Here is a 16,934-nt window from a genome sequence, read left to right as displayed (position 1 = left end):
TGTGAGCCCAAGGTGGTATTGCCATTGTGGAGTTATGCGTTCGTGGCGGCTCTTTTCCTGTCTTGCCCACTAATCAGTGAAGTGTATGTGTTTTATTTACATAATGGAATTTGCACGGGATATGGTGTAACAGCACTTGCCTTGATATGCTTAGTAAATGGCTTGAAAACGGAAGAGTCAAGAAGTTATAGAATAAAACAAAGGTTTCTGTCGGCGGCTTTGCTGACTGTAGCGCTGGGATTCTATGAATCTTTTATAATGGTGTATGTTTTGGGCGCTGTCATGTGTTTCTTTCTGATTCGTGTTTTGTACGGAAAGAAGAATGAAATGTCCAAGTATCAAACCAAAGTGCTTCTTTGGATAGGAAACGGGCTGTTCATTGTGGTAATCAGCGTTGCGCTGCGTATGATGATTCTTACAATTCTAAATCAGGCATATCAATTAGATAGATTGAATAATTATAATGTGTTGTATCGCAGTCTGTTTGGCAATATTTTTACTACAGAGGGTGAACTTGCAATGGTAATCAAGCGATTTTTTGTAAAGTATTATGTTAATGCCATTGTATATTTGCCGATCACGGTATTGGTTGTCTCTATGACCTTTATTTCGATTTATTCCATATACCAGGGCTTCAGAAAGAGAGATATTATGCTGCCGCTGTGTTGTGCTGTGTTGATAATGCTTCCGGTTTTTATGAGTATCATAGAAGGGCTGGCGACTCGATATCGTTCTGCGCAGTATGTTCCAGTGATAGGGGCATTTGGGATATTATTATTGTTAATGGAATTGCACGAACATAAGATGTCTAAATGGATTCTTCCATGCTGCTATTTGTTCTTGGGTATTTTATTGTTTAATCAGTGCGCGAATATGAATCGCTGGTTTTATCTGGATGAATTGAAATATCAGGATGCAAAAGAAGTGATGAACCAAGTTGCATATGATTTGAAGAAGAATTATGACATAACGAAGCCCGTTGTTTTCACAGGCGGTTATGAGGTCCCTTATGAAATTTCCAAGGATGCTTATGTGAGCTTTTCCTCTTCCGAATACAGATGGATTAGCTCATTGACGGACTGGCTTGACCCTCATTTGAAAGAAAAATACCATGCGGGGAATGGACGTGGGTATATTTTTGCGGAAAGCCCGATAATATCTATACTACAGTGGGGAGTTACGGCATTTGACGGTACCAGCCAGCAGCTGATAGAATTCATGAAGATGCATGGGCATGATAATTTTCATTGTGAGACTGATCTGACGGTCATTGAAGAGGCAAATCAGTTGAAACAGGAAAAAAATATGCCAGAATATCCGGAATCGGGATATATTATGGAATGTGAGGATTACATTATAGTAAATCTGTCAAATTCATAGTTTTGAATAAAGAGGATAATCTCTGTGCATTGTGTGAAAGCACCCATGCCCAGTGTTTATCCTCTTATGGCTGAGCTGTATTGGAAATTGCCTTTTGGCTCATCCTATGTTATGATATATCAAAATCCCTTGCCGGGACGGCGGAGGAGACGGGCGTAAAATGTCCATGGGACAGATTGCGTGCAGAAAGAGAGGAAGCTATGTTAAACAATAAATCCATACTGATCACAGGTGGAACGGGAAGCTTTGGCAAGGCCTTTACCAGATATGTGCTGGAACATTATTACCCCAGAAAGATCATTATTTATTCCAGAGACGAATTCAAGCAGTTTATGATGCAGAATGAATTTAAGGAGTATGCGGACAAGCTGAGGTTTTTTATCGGTGATGTGAGGGATAAGGACAGAATGATGCGTGCCTTCGAGGGAGTGGATTACGTGATTCATGCGGCGGCCCTAAAGCAGGTGCCTGCCTGTGAGTACAATCCCGCCGAGGCTATCAAGACCAATATAGGAGGCGCCCAGAATGTGATAGATGCGGCGCTGGACTGTGGGATCAAAAAGGTGGTAGCGCTTTCTACGGATAAGGCGGTAAATCCGGTGAATCTCTACGGCGGTACCAAGCTGGTGTCCGACAAGCTGTTTGTGGCGGCAAACGCCTACGCGGGAAGCAAGGATATCTGCTTTTCCATTGTGCGTTATGGCAATGTAGCCGGAAGCCGGGGCTCTGTGATTCCCTTCTTCCATAATATTATCAAAAACGGAGGAAAGGAGCTGCCCATCACGGATTACCGCATGACTCGTTTCTGGATCAGTCTGCGCCAGGGCGTTGAGCTGGTAATCAAGGCTCTGGAGGAGGCAAAGGGAGGGGAGACCTTTATTTCCAAAATTCCTTCCTTTAAGGTGACAGACCTTGCCCAGGCCATGCTGCCGGGCTGCAATATGCCGGAGGTAGGCATCCGGGAAGGGGAAAAACTTCATGAGATCATGGTGACGGTGGAGGATGCGCCCAACACCTATGAATACGACAAGCATTTCATTGTGTATCCACAGATGGTGTGGAGTGAGCACAGAAAAGCAAAGCCCACCGGCAAAAAGGTTCCGGAAGGCTTTTCCTACAGCTCCGGCAGCAACACCCAGTGGCTGAGTGTAGAGGAGATTCAAAAGCTGCTTGAGACTGTGGACTTGGAAAAATAGAAAAATTGGAAAAACAGCGTAAAATAAGGCGGCAGACCTTCCTGGGGAGGGGCTGCCGCCTTTTGTCAGGCGTTTCCTTTTTCGGACCGGAGAACGCGCCCGGAAATATACCGGCCGAAAAGGTACAGGCCTCTTGCTGCATAGGGTAAAAGCAGCATGGCATAAAGGAAAATATACCGGGAATTGGCCTCCCAGGCTATGTGAAATAAAAAGCCTCCTATCACGGCAATGATCCCCAGATAAAGGAAGAGTCCCAGAGGGGAGTTCTCCTTTCTGCGGTTTTTCCGGATATCCCACACAAAAAACAGGAAAGCGCCCAGGTAGAAAAGGTTTTGGAAGGCATTGCAGTAGTCAATCACATAGGAGCTGGCGTCTCCTGCATACAGAGAGTCAAAGAAGCTGCTTCTGCCGCCGAAGGTTGCCAGAGTGGCCTGCCTGCAGGCATAGGTACCGTCCGCCCACTGGGAGAGCAGCTTGCCTGCATAAAATGCCGCGAAGGCTTTGGGATTCTCTTGAAAATATTGAAGCCTTTCGCCGATGGCAGCGCGGCTTAGGGCAGCTGTTTCTTCGGTATCCATGCCGGTGCTCTGATAGGTGTTAAAATTAAAGCCGTTGTACCAGCCATTCCCCCGGGAGGATTCCTGCATTCCCATAGCCAGATAGGAGATGGCCGGTACGCCGCTTTTTAAGGTGCTGTGGGCGCGGACCTCATAGACCTTCTGTACCAGAGGAAGGATACTGAGGCTGCAGATAGTGCACACAAGGGCAAAGACAAGCAGCAAATGCTTTCTTTCCCTGAGCCATTGGAAAAAAGCGGCCAGCACTGCGGCAATGATAAAGATCAAAGAATTTTTGCGAAGCATCACCGCCAGCTTCAAAAAGACTGTGGCGGAGAATAGATACAGCAGGGGCTTTTGGATGCCCGGCGCTTTGTTTTTGGCAGCTGTGTCGGTATTTAGCGCCAAAAAAAGTCTGCCAAGACAGTAAAAGCCTATGGAGGCGGCTGCAAAGGAAGGGATCTCTCCATAGACGAAGGAGGGGTACATCAAAAAGGGCAGAAAGCCTCCTGCCAGCGTTAGATAAATACAGTCTGTCCTTTCGTTCTGCCACAGCAGATGCACGGTTTTGTACTGAAACAGTAAAATCACACAGGAAAACAGTACATTGACACATTTGATAAAGTGATAGGCGGGAAGGGAAAAAGGGAGCAGCTTCCAAAAACGGATCAATAATTCGTAAAATGCAACAAGTCCGATCTGCTGGGGATAATAAGAGAGATAGGAATCGGTGGGGTGGATGACGGAGGTATCTCCTCCGGCAAGAGCCTCCGCCGCAGAGTAGACGGACATAGAGTCCGCCGCGGGAACAGTTCTTCCAAACAAAATAAGCGCAGCTCCCACAAAAAGGCACCAGGCCATCACCAGGAAAAGCAAAAGACGGCCTGCCCTGAGAGCGGGGAATAACCGCTGCAAAAGACGGATGGCGCCTAAGACGCCAAGAACAGCGGCAGACAAAACAGCCAGACCAAGCAGACTGGACAGAGGATTATCCCATTTGGTCAGCACCTGCTGGGTTTCCATGTTTTCACTGTAACAGGTGAAGAAAAAAGCACCCAAAAACAAAAGTCCTGTTAAACCAAGGGCAAGCAGCCGCACAAAGCGGCAGGAAAACAAAGACAGCTTTTCACAAAAAAGTTTCAGACGTTTCATAGAAAGAAAGGCCTCCCCAAGCGATTAATTTTATGACGGCGTTATCTTGCTGAAATTATTGTATCATACAACTGGAAAAATAAAACTGAGAAAATAAAAATAGTGGCTCTATGGAAGTAATCGTGATAGAATAGAATTCACAGACGGATGGAAAAGAAAGGATTTACTCCACATGGATAAAGTAGCGGTATTGATCCCTTGTTATAACGAGGAGCAGACGGTATCTAAGGTGATAGGGGATGTAAAGGAAGCACTGCCGGAGGCCCGGATTTATGTGTATGACAACAACTCCACAGACGATACGGCTGAACTGGCCGCCCAGGCCGGCGCCATCGTGCGCCGGGAATACAAGCAGGGGAAGGGCAATGTGCTTCGCAGGATGTTTCGGGAGATTGACGCCCAGTGCTATCTGATGATTGACGGAGATGATACTTATCCTCTGGATTGTGCCAGGGAGATGGTGGACAAGGTGCTTTGCCGCAACGCGGACATGGTGGTGGGGGACAGGCTCTCCTCCACTTATTTCACGGAGAACAAAAGACCCTTCCACAATTTTGGAAACAGTCTCATGCGCATGGGGATCAACGGTCTGTTTGGCTCAGATATCAAGGATATTATGACGGGCTACCGGGCGCTGAGCTATGAATTTGTAAAAACCTTCCCCGTTTTTTCCAAGGGCTTTGAGATCGAGACGGAGATGACCATACATGCGGTGAATTACAATATGCAGGTGGACAATGTGGTGGTGGAGTACAGAGACCGGCCTGAGGGCAGCGTGTCCAAGCTCAATACCTACAGCGATGGGCTTAAGGTTCTTCGCAAGATGCTCCAGCTGTATAAAAATTATAAGCCTCTCCGTTTTTTTGGCGGGCTGGGTCTGATTCTTATACTGATTGCCCTGATTTTTATGCTGCCTATTATCGGCGTATACCTGGACACAGGACTGGTGCCCAGATTTCCCACGCTGATTGTATGCGGCTTTATGGTGCTGGCCGGAATCCAGTCCTTTTTTTCGGGAATGATACTGGAGGTTATGGCTGCAAAGGATAAAAAGGATTTCGAGTACAGGCTCAACAGGATTCACGAGAACAGGAAAACACCTGAGTGAGCGGAGGGACTTTCATGGACAGGAAAAAAATGCTTTCCAGGCCGGCTGCTTATCTTATTTTTATAAACATCGGCTTTTGGTTTTTCTTTTTATGCGGCGCCATTCACAGGCTGGCAGAGCAAGGAAACATTCTTTGGACGGGCTCTTACTTTTTGGGCCTTGCTGCGGTAAGCCTTGTGGGGGGCACGGTCTTTGGCGGGGGCATCTGCTTTTTGGTGTACAAAAGTGCGTTTCGTCCCGGAAAAGCCAGAGAGGAGTGGGGAGAGGCCTGGCACAGCAGCCCGGGAAAGGTGTTTGGGGTATCCTTTGTGCTTATGGTGCTTTTCTGGCTGCCGGGGTATCTGGCATATTATCCGGGTATCTGCGCCTACGATATGCCCATTCAGACAGGGCAGATCGTTTCGGGAAGCTACAACGACCACCATCCTATCGCCCACACGCTTTTGATTGAAGGAGCCATGCGCCTGGGGGAGGCAGTGTTTGGAGAGGTAAATGCGGGCATCGCAGCGCTTTCCCTTTTACAGCTTTTATTTTTGGCCTTTGCCTTTGCTTTTGGGATGGCTGCCCTTACCCGGTGCGGGGTGCGTCTTTGGCTTAGGATATTGCTCCTTTTGTACGGGGTCTTTTTCCCCTTCCATATGTATATGAGCGTCAGCATCACAAAGGATACGGTATTTTCCGCTTTTTTTGTGCTGCAGGTTTTGGCGCTGTGCCTGATTCTGCGCCGGGGAGAAAACGTTCTTTTGCCCGGAAAATTAGATTTTTTGCTTTTTTTTGGCACAATCGGCATGATTTTATTTCGAAATAACGGGAAATATGCTATGCTGGTACTGCTGGCGGTTTTAGCGCTTGTTTTTTTGTTTGGAAAGGAAAGAAGAAAGCTCTGGGGGCGGCTGCTTTTGTGTCTGGGAATTGCTTTTATTCTGGGGAATCTGCTCCTCAGCGCCCTTTTTGGGGCTGTAAAAGCACAGCAGGGGGACAAGCGGGAGATGCTGAGCATGCCCATTCAGCAGCTTGCCCGGTGTATGCTTTATCACGGGGGAGTTGGAGCTCTTTCAGAGGACGACAATACCATGGGAGAAGGGGATAAGGCGTTAATCAACGACTTTCTTTTGGATCAGGGTTATCTGTCATACAACCCATCCATCTCGGACCCTGTGAAAAGCCATACCAACACCTATGTGGTGCGCTACCGTACCCTGGAATTTGCAGAGACCTATCTTCGGCTGCTTGTGCAGTATCCCGGAGATTTTGTCAATGCTGCGCTTGCCCTGAACGCAGGCTATCTCTCTCCCTTTGACGAAAGCCACGCAGACATCAACCAGGGCTTTGGGGAGAAGGGCCTTGGCTATGTACAGACCAGATGGGTGGAGGAGGAACTTGAAGGAAGGGGCATTTACAAGGACTCCAAATGGGAGTGGCTTCATGAGAGGCTGGAAAGCTGGGCAGATGATAACGGGTATCTGCAGCTGCCTCTGATTAAATATTTGTTTGTACCGGGCACCTGGCTGTGGCTGCTGCTTTTTCTTTGGGCATACCTTCTGGTTCACAGGCGTTTTGGAATGTGTATTCCCCTGGCATTGTTTGCCGGGTATTATATCACGCTTTTTTTAGGGCCTGCGGTACAGCTTCGCTATCTATACCCTGTGATGGCGGCGCTGCCCTTTGCGGCGCTTCTGTGCGGGAAAAAGAACATGGATGAGGGAACGGGAACATGACGGACAAATTAATTATCGGCGCAGGACTCTATGGGCTGTACGCGGCCTTATACTGCGCCAAAAGAGGGCAGAGTGTGGAGGTGCTGGAAATTGACAGTGGGCCCTTTAGACGGGCTACCTATATCAATCAGGCAAGGGTGCATATGGGTTACCATTATCCCAGATCTCTGTCCACTGCCTTGAAATCAGCGGGCTATTTTAAGAGATTTGTGGAAGAGTATGCTTTCAGCATCCGTTTTGATTTTGAACAGGTTTATGCCACCTCGGCCCATTTTTCCTGGACGGATGCCAGGGAATTTGGCAAATTCTGCAAGGATGCAGATATTCCCTGTATGCCTCTTCCAGTGGAACGTTTCTTTCGAGAGGGAACCTGTGACGGCGCTTTTCTCACGAAGGAGTATACCTATGACGCCCATATTCTGCGGGATTTTTTCCTGGAGGAGCTTTCCCAATATCCGGGTGTGCGGATTTATTATAATACGCAGATACAGAGAATTGTCAAAGAAGCGGACCGTTTTACCATTTATGCCCTGCGGGATGGGAAAAAGGAATGCTACAGCGCTCCCTTTGTACTGAATGCCTCCTATGCCTCTGTAAATCAGGTGCTCCAAAAGGTGGAGGGGGTGGATGCAGAGCCCTTTGGGCTCAAATATGAGCTTTGTGAGATTATACTTTGTAAAGCTGCGGAAGTCTTGCAAAATCTGGGGCTGACGGTGATGGATGGGCCTTTTTTCTCCATTATGCCCTTTGGCAAGACAGGACTTCACTCTTTGACCTCTGTTACCTTTACCCCACACATGACAAGCTATGGGGAAACGCCGGATTTTTCCTGCAAAAAAGGAGGCGGCTGCGAGGGCTTCTTTCTGGGCAACTGTAATGACTGCCCAAACAGGCCGGACAGCGCATGGGAATATATGTCCGCCCTGGCCCGCAAATACATCAGGGACGAGTATGCGTTCACCTATGAAAAGTCTCTGTTTTCCATGAAGCCCATCTTAAAGGCGTCGGAGATTGACGATTCCAGGCCGACGGTGATCCGGTACGCCTCCAGAAATCCGGACTTTGTAAGCGTTTTGTCGGGCAAGATCAATACGGTGTATGATCTGGACCCGTTTTTGGAATAAAATACAGGCCCTGGGCCGGATGAAAGGAAAAGCTGATGCAAAACAGGGAAAAGAACTTTGTGTCTTGTGTGATTTATCTGCAAAATGTGGAAAACCGAGTGAAGGGGTTTTTGAATGAAATCTGTGGCGTCATGGAGGAAAACTTTGAAAAATTCGAGATCATTTGTGTAAATGACGGCTGCATGGATGCCACGGTGGAAAAGGTAAGAGAATTTCTGCAGGAGAGCAAGCAGAGCCTGGTGGTGAGTCTGGTGAATCTCAGCCTTTTCAAGGAGTGGAAAACGCCATGAATGCAGGCCGTGATCTGGCGGTAGGGGACTTTATTTTTGAGTTTGACAGCTGCCAGCTGGATTTTGAACCGGGGCTGATTATGGAGATTTACCGCAGAGCCTTGGAGGGCTTTGACGTGGTGGCCGCCGCGCCCAGATACGGAGTGCCCATAACCTCCAGGCTGTTTTATGCCATATACAACTGGGGAAGTCATTATAAGGGGAAAATAAGAAGAGAAAGATTCCGGATTATTTCCAGAAGGGCGGTAAACCGGGTAAACCAGATGAATATTTATGTGCCCTACCGAAAAGCCCTGTATATGAACTGCGGTTTAAAAACGGATACCATTGTGTATGATAATAAGTATATGGCAAGGAAGGCAGCAAACAGGGAGGAACGGGGGGCGAGAAGCACACTTGCGGCGGATACGCTGGTGATTTTTACGGATGTCCTGGAAAAGCTGTCCCTTGCGGTGACGATTCTTTTGTTTGGAGCTTTGCTTATCATGTTCGGGTATCTGGCCTGGTCCGTTTTCAGCTCGGTGCGTCCGGTGGAGGGCTGGCTGTCTATTATGTTCTTCATGTGTTTTGGATTTTTTATGCTTTCCGTGCTGCTGACTTTGATCTTTAAGTATCTTTCGGTGATTTTAAATATGAGCTTTAAGCGTCAGCGCTATGTGATAGAAGGAGTGGAAAAACTGACAAAATGATGCTTACCATTATTTTTCCGGTATTGAATGAGAGGCTGCGGCTTGAGAAGGGAATCACCCGCACAGTGGAATATCTGGACAGGATCGGGTTTTCCGATTATGAAATTCTGATTGTAGACAATGGCTCCGAGGATGAGACTCCGCAGATTGCGGATAAGCTGTGCAGACGCTACAGCCGGGTAAAGTATGATAGAATCCCGGTCAGGGGAGTGGGGGCGGCCTTCCGAAGAGGAGTGAAGCTAAGCCGAGGAGACATTGTGGGATATATGGATATCGATCTTTCCACCAATATCAAGCATCTTGGAGAGGCCATAGAGATTTTTAAGGAAAGGCCGGAGATTGCATATATCAACGGCAGCCGATTTGCAAAGGCGTCAGATACAAGAGGAAGAAAGTGGTATCGGAAGATCACTTCCCAGGGACTATTAATCCTGCTTAAGGTATTTCTGGGGATGAAGAGTACCGACGCCATCTGCGGCTTTACCTTCGTGCGAAAAAAGACGGCGGTTTCCCTGATCAAGGGCTGCAGTCGGGACAATGGCTGGTTTTACATGATCGAGTTTTTGCTGCGGGCGGAGAAACGGGGCGTAAGGATTCTGGATTATCCCGTGAAATGGGAAGAGGATTATAATACGACGGTGAAGCTGTTTCGCACCATATTTAACTACTTGAAGCAGATTGCCAGGTTGTTCTGGGAATTTAACATTCGAAAGAATATTTGAGGAAGGGATGTGACGTGATGAGCGAACCCATCAAAAGAATTGATCTGACCAGGGATTATGAGGCTCACAGGGAGGAATACCTGGAGGCCATTGAAAGGGTGTGCGCCCAGACTGCCTTTTCCGGGGGAAAATATGCGGATGCCTTTGACGAAGCGTTTGCGGCCTATGTGGGCACAAGGTATGCCTGCGGCGTAAACAACGGCACCTCGGCGCTGCACTGCGCCATGCTGGCCCTTGGGGTGGGAAAAGGAGATCAGGTGATCGTGCCGGCAAACACATATATTGCCACAGCCTGGGGAGTGACCTACACAGGTGCGGAGCCTGTGTTTGCGGACTGCAGGGCGGATACCTGGGAGATTGACCCAGGGGAGATAGAGAAAAAAATCACTTCCAAAACAAAAGGCATCATAGGGGTGCATCTGTACGGGCAGCCCTTTGACTATGGAGCCGTAAAGGAGATTGCGGACCGGCACGGACTGTTTGTGGTGGAGGACTGCGCCCAGGCCCATGGAGCCAGATTTGAAGGGAGAAATGTGGGTACACTGGGAGAAATGGGGTGCTTCAGCTTTTACCCGGGCAAGAATCTGTATGCCTTTGGAGAAGGGGGAAGCATCACCTGCGATAAGGAAGCGTACTACAGGCACACCACCCGCTTAAAGAATCAGGGCTGTGACGTGCGTTACTATCATGACGAAGTGGGATATAATTATCGGCTGGAGGGAATCCAGGGGGCGGTGCTTTCCGTCAGTCTGAAATATCTGCCCGGCTGGACGAAAAAAAGGCAGGAGATCGGCAGGCGCTATCTGCAGGAGATAACCAATCCCCTGTTTACCATGCAGAGTCATCCTTCCAATACGGAGCCTGTGTTTCACCTGTTTGTGGTGACGGTGCCTCGCAGAGATGATTTTGTAGCATATATGGCACAGGCGGGTGTGGAGTGCAGCCTTCATTATCCGGTGCCCTGTCATCTGCAGAAGGCTTATGGATATCTGGGGTATCAAAGGGGAGATTGTCCCAACGCGGAATATCTGGCAGAGCATTGTGTGACGCTGCCCCTGTTCCCGGAAATGCGGGAGGAGGAGATCTGCCGGGTGATAGAGCTGTGCAACAGCTATCAGGGGTAGAAAGGCGCAGATTACAGCGCGGAAATAGGGAGAAGCATGCAGAACTTAGAGAAAGAATACAGAGACGACAAAGCGGGAATCTTTTTGCGGCTGATGACGCCCCAGGATACGGATTTGATCATAGCCTGGCGAAACAGCGACCAAGTGCGGAAGAATTTTATCTATCAGGAGCCCTTTACCAGAAAAGGGCATGAAAACTGGATTCACACCATGATTGACACTGGAAAGGCGCTGCAGTTTGTCATCTGCGACACAAAAGAGGGGAAGCCCCTGGGCTCCGTGTATATCCGGGACATTGACAGAAAGCATAACAAGGCGGAGTACGGGATTTTTATCGGAGAGGCAGATGCCAGGGGCCGGGGAGTAGGCACGGCTGCAGCAAAGCTGATGCTTGCCTGCTGCTTTGAGGAGCTGGGGCTGCACCGGATTTATTTGCGGGCGCTGGCTGATAATCTCCAGGCTCTCCGCAGCTATGAAAAGGCTGGATTTGTCCGGGAAGGCAGTCTTAGGGATGATGTGCGCATAGATGGGAAATACCGGGACATCGTATGGATGGCGGCATTAAATCCCGCTGAGGAAGAATGAACGAAAAAATGAGAGAAGAAAGCAATAAAAGGACGGATGAAATGAAAAAAGTAAGCTTTGTAATTCCCTGCTATCGCTCTGCCCATACGCTGCCTCATGTGGTGGCGGAGATCGACCGGAGGATGGAGACGCTTCCCCAGTATGCCTATGACATTTTTCTGGTCAACGACTGTTCTCCGGACAATACCCTGGAGGTGATACGACAGCTCTGTAAAGACAGGGAGAATGTAAAAGGGCTGAGCTTTGCCCGCAACTTCGGGCAGCATGCGGCGCTGATGGCCGGCCTTCGGTTTTCGGACGGGGACTATGTGATCTGCCTTGACGATGACGGACAGACTCCGGCGGACGAGGCAGACAAGCTTTTGGAGAAGCTGGAGGAGGGCTACGACGCTGTCTATGCCAAATATGATCACAAGCAGCACACTGCCTTTCGCAACCTGGGAAGCAGGGTAAACGAGCGGATGACCAGAATTATGCTGGGAAAGCCTGCGGACTTGTATCTCTCCAGTTATTTTGGGGTCAAGCGGTTTGTGGTGGAGGATATGATCCGGTATGAAAATTCCTATCCCTATGTGATCGGTCTTGTGCTCCGGGCTACCCAAAACATTACAAATGTGATGGTGCATCACAGAGAGCGGGAGGAGGGAGTCTCCGGCTATAATTTAAAGAAGCTGCTGGGACTGTGGTTTAACGGCTTTACCGCATTTTCCGTAAAGCCCCTTCGCATGGCCACCGCTGTGGGAGGCACCTTTGCGGGCGTCGGATTTTTGTACGGCATATATACCATCCTGAAGCGGCTGATCAACCCGGCCGTACCCATAGGCTTCAGCTCCTTAATGTCTGCCATTGTGTTCTTTGGAGGCATGATCATGGTGATGCTGGGATTGATCGGGGAATACATTGGGCGCATTTACATCAGCCTGAACAACTCTCCCCAGTATGTTATCCGGGAGAAAATAGGCATAGAGGAATAGAAAGGAACACGGCATTTGTATGGAAAGATTTGTAGGCTGGTGGAAGAAGGAAAATCGATACAAGCTGCTTGTAAAGGCAGTGCTTATGGGGCTTTTACCCCTTTTGTGCTGCGCTGTCACCTGTGCCGCACAGGGAAAAGCCATCTGGGACGTATATCTTCCCAATTCTGAGTGGAACGACGAGCTTTTTTACTTCAAGCAGGTGGAAGGCATTGTGCATTTCGGATATCCCCAGGGGTATTTCGGCTTTAACGAAAGCCATGCCTTAAGGCTTTCCTTTGCGGCGTGGAGCCCGGTGCTGGTGTTTCCCTGGATTTTATGGGGGCTGCTTTTTGGCTGGAATCTCTTGTCCCCCATTCTCTGTAATGTGGTTTTGATGACAGCGGCAATGGTTTTATTTGTCTGTCTGGTAAAGCCCTCCTGGAAGCAGCTGGGGGTGCTTACCCTGTTGTTCTGTCTGTATACCCATTTTGTGCGGTATATGCTCTCGGGTATGCCGGAAATCATTTGTATGAGCCTGTTGATCGTATTCTACGGGCTGGCCCTGAATTACTTAAACAGGGAAAGAGTCTATAAGCTGGCGCTATTGTTTGTGCTGTCGGGAGTGCTTACCCTGATGCGGCCTTATATGCTGCTGTTTATGCTGCTTCCTGTGTATCTGTGGGTGAGAAGGTCTGGCCTGAAGGGGCTTTTTGGCTCCCTTTTTGTGCTGGGAGCAGTGGGGGGGAGCTATGCCTTGATTAAGCATTATCTTGGGGCGGAATACTTTACGCCGTTATTTTTTACGGACTGGATCACTGCATTTTTTGAGTGGGGATTTTTCGGGGGACTGCGTTACTTTTTCAGCAAGCTGCGTTGGATGGGAACAGATTTTTTGAGATATACCATACAGGGCTTTCGAAGCGGAATGGCGGCGGGAACGGCCTTTGGCGGGTATCTTCTCATGATGGCGGTTCTTCTTTGGCAGACGGGGGCGGATTTCCTGAAACAGAGAAGGGAAAAGAAGGAAAAAGAGCCTATTTTTATCATAGAAGCTCATCTGGCTCTGTGCTTTGTGGGAATGCAGTTTGCCTTGCTTTTGATGTATAAACTGACGGAGGGAAGCAAGCATCTGCTGACCTTTATCGGCGTGGGGATTTTTGTGGTCAGCCTCATGCGCACCCGGTTTTACAAAAAGGCAGCCCTCTTGGGAGCCGCCTTTGCATTTTTTTATACTTATATGGCAGTGGAGCCTTACGACTATCAGATTCCCTTTGTGACGGAAGAAAGACAGGTACAGATAGAAACCTGGAGGCAGGAACTGGCAAAACAGGTGCAGCTTGAGCGGGAGGAGACTCCAAGCTTTGAGAACGTGGTGATCTGGCTTTTTTACGACAATACACCCGAGGGCGCTGTGGTAAACTCCTGGCAGATTTTGTATGCGCTTCCGGAGGGCATGGGAATCAGCTGCTGCTATCCTGAGTATGTGACGGAAAACTTCCAGGCTCTTGAGAGCCGTTACATTGCCGCCATTCCGGGGGGCGAGGTGGCAGGGCTCTGCGAAGAGGCGGGCTATGCGCTTTTGTACAGCGACCAGAATGTGGCCTTTTATGACCGAATGCAGTAGGGCGCTTATTTTTGATAGAATTGGATGATCTTTTTCACCGCACAAATTACATCCTGAAGGTCTTTGTCCGTGAGAGAATAGTAGAGAGGAAGGCTCATAACCTCCGAATAATACTTTTCTGCGTGGGGACAAAGGCCTTTTTCATATCCCAGCTTTTCGTAGTAGGAGTGCCAGTATACGGGAAGGTAATGCACCTGGGAGTAGATGCCTTCCTGGTGCAGCGCGTCAAAAAATTCCCTTCTGGTGCAGCGAAGGAGCTCACTGCGCAGCCGGAGAATGTAGAGATGCCTGGTGGTGTCAGATTCCGGAATTTCCTCCTGTACCTGAATCTGGGGAATCTGGGAAAAGGCCTGGTTATAAACCCCTACAATTTCCTTTCTGCGCCGGGAAAACTCACCCAGCTTCTTTAGCTGGCTGGACAAAAGCGCAGCCTGAAACTCTGTGATGCGGTAGTTATAGCCAAATCCCACCTGTTCATTGTACCAGGGATCGTCTGTGGGATGCGCCATTTGGGAGCGGTCTCTGGTGATGCCGTGGGCATGGGCCAGCACAAGCTTTTTGTAAAGAGCTTCATCGTTTGTAGTGACGGCACCCCCTTCTCCGGCAGTAACCGTCTTTACAGGATGAAAACTGAAGGTGGTCATGTCTGCAATACTGCCCACCGGCTGTCCCTTGTATTTGGTACCGATAGAATGGGCGGCGTCTTCAATGAGGATCAGCCCGTGTCTGCGGCAGATATCCCGGATCGGGTCAAGCTGGGCCGCCTGGCCGGTGAAGTCCACGGCGATCACGGCTTTTGTCCTGGGGGTAATGCACCTTTCGATGGCCTGCGGGTCTATGTTATAGGTTCTGGGGTTGATGTCGGCAAACACAGGTCTCGCACCGCAGTAAAGAATGCAGTTTGCGGAAGCTGCAAAGGTGATGGGCGTTGTGATCACCTCATCCCCCGGTCCAATCCCCGCCGCCAGTGCGGCGATATGCAGTGCGGCGGTGCCGTTTGAGACTGCAACGCAGTATTTTGCTCCGGTAACTGCACAAAGCTCCCTTTCTAACGTCTCTGTCCGGGGCCCGCAGGTGAGATAATCGCTGCGGAGCGTTTCCGCTACCGCCTGAATATCCGCCTCATCAATATATTGTCTTCCATAGCTTAAGGGAAATTCCCGTACGGGGGCTCCTCCGTTGATTGCCAGCTTTTCCATGATAATTTCCTCGTTTCTATACAGTCTTTTGCTACAAGTATAGCACTGAGGCAGCTTTCTGTATAGTCTTTCCCGAAAGGCTGAAATATGCTATAGTAAAGGCGATAAAAAATTGACGGGAGGATATCTATGTGGGGAAGAAGAGAACGTCTTGGAGCCATTGTGGCTTTTTTGCTGCTGGCGGCCAGTCTGATTCCGGTGGCGTATCTTGGCCGCTACAATCACGCAACGGGGGATGACTACTATTACGGTGTGGAAGCTCATCTGGCATGGGAGGAAACCGGCAGCGTGACGGAAGTGATAAAGGCGGCCCTTACAGGCGTGGCACAGGATTTCGGACAGTGGCAGGGAACCTATACCGCCTTGTTTTTCATGCGGATTCCGCCCAATGCCTTTTCTGAAGATTTGTATCGTTTTGTGACAGTGGCTTTGCTGCTTTTGTTTACGGGAAGTGTCTTTTATCTGATGAAGTCTCTGATCTGCGGGCTGCTTGAGGGAAGCAGGAATCTATGGGTTCTCATATCCTCCCTGCTTAGTCTTTTATGTGTGCAGACGGTGCCCTCACAGGGGGAAACCTTCTTCTGGTATAACGGCTCCATGTACTACACCGGATATTTTTCAGTGACGCTGCTGTTTTTGGGCGTGGCTGTCCGTTATCTGCAAAAGCCCAGAAAATATCATATTCCGCTGCTGGCAGTATTGGCAGCATTTTTAGGGGGAGGCAATTACGTCTCGCTGCTTCCCTGTCTGATTTTGCTGACGGCTGCGTTGATTTTTCTGATTATAAGAAAAGACCGCCGGGCTTGGGGAATGGGAACAGCGGCGTTTGTGATGCTTATAGGGCTGCTTGTGAGCGCTTCTGCTCCGGGGAATCAGATCAGGCAAAGCGGCATGTGGAGTATCCCCGCCTGGAAAGCTATATTGAAGTCGCTGCTTCAGGGCTTTCGGTATCTGGAGGCATGGATGGGAAAATGGTGGCTGCTGACCGCTTTTGTGCTGACGCCCGCCTTCCTTAGGCTCTGTAGAAAAAGAAGAGATATCCGGTTTGGAAAGCCTGTTCTTGTACTGGGATTTCTCTATGGAGTTTTCTGCTCTATGTCCTGTCCTACCTTCTATACCATGAATTCCACAGGTCCGGCCAGGGCGGTTGCCATTGTATACTATGGCTTTATTCTCTTTTCCTTTCTGGGATATTTCTATTTGCTGGGGTATGTGATTCGAAGGGTGGAGGGAGCCGCTGGTGAGCCTGTGACCGCTGCCATAAGCGCAGTGAGAGAAAAGCTGCCTGGGCTTTGCTTTGCCCCCCTTTTTGGAGCCGCATTTTTGTTTGTGGTGCAGGCGGCGGGAGGAAAACTGGAGGATTGCACTACAGTAAAGGCAATCACCCTTTTGGCAAACGGCCAGGCAAGGGCATATGAGCAGGAGTATCAGGAGAGGATGCAGCTTTTGCTGGACGATTCCTTGCAGGAGGTGGTTTTAAGTCCTTATGAAAATCGGCCGGATATGCTGT

Annotated in this window: 15 protein-coding genes; 13 read left to right on the top strand and 2 right to left on the bottom strand. The window is 49.2% G+C overall.

What is annotated here, in order from left to right; genetic code table 11:
* The coding region (locus AC1WIP_RS02200) for a hypothetical protein (RefSeq protein ID WP_481140276.1) at positions 1–1,380 on the top strand (1,380 nt) is incomplete at its 5' end.
* Between the two features lie 200 nt (positions 1,381–1,580).
* Positions 1,581–2,576, top strand: coding sequence for a UDP-N-acetylglucosamine 4,6-dehydratase (inverting) (gene pseB / locus AC1WIP_RS02195; RefSeq protein WP_481140275.1), 996 nt, complete (start codon positions 1,581–1,583; stop codon positions 2,574–2,576).
* A 65-nt stretch (positions 2,577–2,641) separates the two neighbouring features.
* Here pseB and AC1WIP_RS02190 read toward each other — a convergent pair whose 3' ends face one another.
* Positions 2,642–4,285 carry a hypothetical protein gene (locus tag AC1WIP_RS02190; protein ID WP_481140274.1) on the bottom strand — a complete coding sequence of 548 codons (1,644 nt, stop codon included), beginning with the start codon at positions 4,283–4,285 and terminating at the stop codon, positions 2,642–2,644.
* Between the two features lie 172 nt (positions 4,286–4,457).
* Here AC1WIP_RS02190 and AC1WIP_RS02185 point away from each other — a divergent pair, with 172 nt between their 5' ends.
* From AC1WIP_RS02185 to AC1WIP_RS02140, 10 genes are read left to right on the top strand one after another with little or no spacing between them, the layout of a single operon-like run.
* Positions 4,458–5,393, top strand: a complete 936-nt coding sequence (locus AC1WIP_RS02185) for a glycosyltransferase family 2 protein (RefSeq protein ID WP_481140273.1) — start codon at positions 4,458–4,460, stop codon at positions 5,391–5,393.
* Positions 5,394–5,407: 14 nt separating this feature from the next.
* Positions 5,408–7,111 carry a DUF6020 family protein gene (locus AC1WIP_RS02180; RefSeq protein WP_481140272.1) on the top strand — a complete coding sequence of 568 codons (1,704 nt, stop codon included), beginning with the start codon at positions 5,408–5,410 and terminating at the stop codon, positions 7,109–7,111.
* Positions 7,108–8,235 carry an FAD-dependent oxidoreductase gene (locus AC1WIP_RS02175; RefSeq protein WP_481140271.1) on the top strand — a complete coding sequence of 376 codons (1,128 nt, stop codon included), beginning with the start codon at positions 7,108–7,110 and terminating at the stop codon, positions 8,233–8,235. The genes AC1WIP_RS02180 and AC1WIP_RS02175 overlap by 4 nt, the downstream gene beginning before the upstream one ends.
* 35 nt (positions 8,236–8,270) lie before the next feature.
* Positions 8,271–8,525: a glycosyltransferase gene (locus tag AC1WIP_RS02170; protein WP_481140270.1), complete on the top strand. Its 255-nt coding sequence runs from the start codon at positions 8,271–8,273 to the stop codon at positions 8,523–8,525.
* Positions 8,522–9,214: a glycosyltransferase family protein gene (locus AC1WIP_RS02165; RefSeq protein ID WP_481140269.1), complete on the top strand. Its 693-nt coding sequence runs from the start codon at positions 8,522–8,524 to the stop codon at positions 9,212–9,214. The genes AC1WIP_RS02170 and AC1WIP_RS02165 overlap by 4 nt, the downstream gene beginning before the upstream one ends.
* Entirely contained in the window at positions 9,211–9,936 is a 726-nt protein-coding gene (locus tag AC1WIP_RS02160) for a glycosyltransferase (protein ID WP_481140268.1), read from the top strand. Before AC1WIP_RS02165 ends, AC1WIP_RS02160 begins: the two co-directional genes overlap by 4 nt.
* A gap of 17 nt (positions 9,937–9,953) precedes the next feature.
* Entirely contained in the window at positions 9,954–11,060 is a 1,107-nt protein-coding gene (locus tag AC1WIP_RS02155; protein ID WP_481140267.1) for a DegT/DnrJ/EryC1/StrS family aminotransferase, read from the top strand.
* A 36-nt stretch (positions 11,061–11,096) separates the two neighbouring features.
* Positions 11,097–11,645 carry a GNAT family N-acetyltransferase gene (locus AC1WIP_RS02150; protein WP_481140266.1) on the top strand — a complete coding sequence of 183 codons (549 nt, stop codon included), beginning with the start codon at positions 11,097–11,099 and terminating at the stop codon, positions 11,643–11,645.
* Complete coding sequence (locus AC1WIP_RS02145) at positions 11,642–12,619, top strand: glycosyltransferase family 2 protein (protein WP_481140265.1); 978 nt, start codon at positions 11,642–11,644, stop codon at positions 12,617–12,619. Before AC1WIP_RS02150 ends, AC1WIP_RS02145 begins: the two co-directional genes overlap by 4 nt.
* A gap of 19 nt (positions 12,620–12,638) precedes the next feature.
* A complete protein-coding gene (locus tag AC1WIP_RS02140; RefSeq protein WP_481140264.1) occupies positions 12,639–14,225 on the top strand; it encodes a hypothetical protein in 1,587 nt (528 codons plus the stop codon).
* 5 nt (positions 14,226–14,230) lie between these two features.
* Here the strand turns inward: AC1WIP_RS02140 and pseC are convergent, their stop codons facing one another.
* On the bottom strand, positions 14,231–15,424 hold the full coding sequence (pseC, locus tag AC1WIP_RS02135) for a UDP-4-amino-4,6-dideoxy-N-acetyl-beta-L-altrosamine transaminase (RefSeq protein WP_481140263.1): 1,194 nt from the start codon (positions 15,422–15,424) through the stop codon (positions 14,231–14,233).
* A 129-nt stretch (positions 15,425–15,553) separates the two neighbouring features.
* Here pseC and AC1WIP_RS02130 point away from each other — a divergent pair.
* On the top strand, positions 15,554–16,934 hold a 1,381-nt coding region (locus AC1WIP_RS02130), incomplete at its 3' end, for a DUF6056 family protein (protein ID WP_481140262.1).

It is taken from the genome of Acetatifactor sp. (assembly GCF_982438285.1).
The sequence above is the reverse complement of the archived record's forward strand: the minus strand, read 5'-3'. Positions and strand labels throughout refer to the sequence as shown.

Bases quoted from the DNA above. Each gene is read 5' to 3' on its own strand.
- AC1WIP_RS02160 (WP_481140268.1), top strand. From the start codon at position 9,211: ATGATGCTTACCATTATTTTTCCGGTATTGAATGAGAGGCTGCGGCTT.
- AC1WIP_RS02145 (WP_481140265.1), top strand. From the start codon at position 11,642: ATGAACGAAAAAATGAGAGAAGAAAGCAATAAAAGGACGGATGAAATG.
- pseB (WP_481140275.1), top strand. From the start codon at position 1,581: ATGTTAAACAATAAATCCATACTGATCACAGGTGGAACGGGAAGCTTT.
- AC1WIP_RS02170 (WP_481140270.1), top strand. From the start codon at position 8,271: ATGCAAAACAGGGAAAAGAACTTTGTGTCTTGTGTGATTTATCTGCAA.
- AC1WIP_RS02150 (WP_481140266.1), top strand. From the start codon at position 11,097: ATGCAGAACTTAGAGAAAGAATACAGAGACGACAAAGCGGGAATCTTT.
- AC1WIP_RS02185 (WP_481140273.1), top strand. From the start codon at position 4,458: ATGGATAAAGTAGCGGTATTGATCCCTTGTTATAACGAGGAGCAGACG.
- AC1WIP_RS02175 (WP_481140271.1), top strand. From the start codon at position 7,108: ATGACGGACAAATTAATTATCGGCGCAGGACTCTATGGGCTGTACGCG.
- AC1WIP_RS02140 (WP_481140264.1), top strand. From the start codon at position 12,639: ATGGAAAGATTTGTAGGCTGGTGGAAGAAGGAAAATCGATACAAGCTG.
- AC1WIP_RS02180 (WP_481140272.1), top strand. From the start codon at position 5,408: ATGGACAGGAAAAAAATGCTTTCCAGGCCGGCTGCTTATCTTATTTTT.
- AC1WIP_RS02190 (WP_481140274.1), bottom strand. From the start codon at position 4,285: ATGAAACGTCTGAAACTTTTTTGTGAAAAGCTGTCTTTGTTTTCCTGC.
- AC1WIP_RS02155 (WP_481140267.1), top strand. From the start codon at position 9,954: ATGAGCGAACCCATCAAAAGAATTGATCTGACCAGGGATTATGAGGCT.
- AC1WIP_RS02165 (WP_481140269.1), top strand. From the start codon at position 8,522: ATGAATGCAGGCCGTGATCTGGCGGTAGGGGACTTTATTTTTGAGTTT.
- pseC (WP_481140263.1), bottom strand. From the start codon at position 15,424: ATGGAAAAGCTGGCAATCAACGGAGGAGCCCCCGTACGGGAATTTCCC.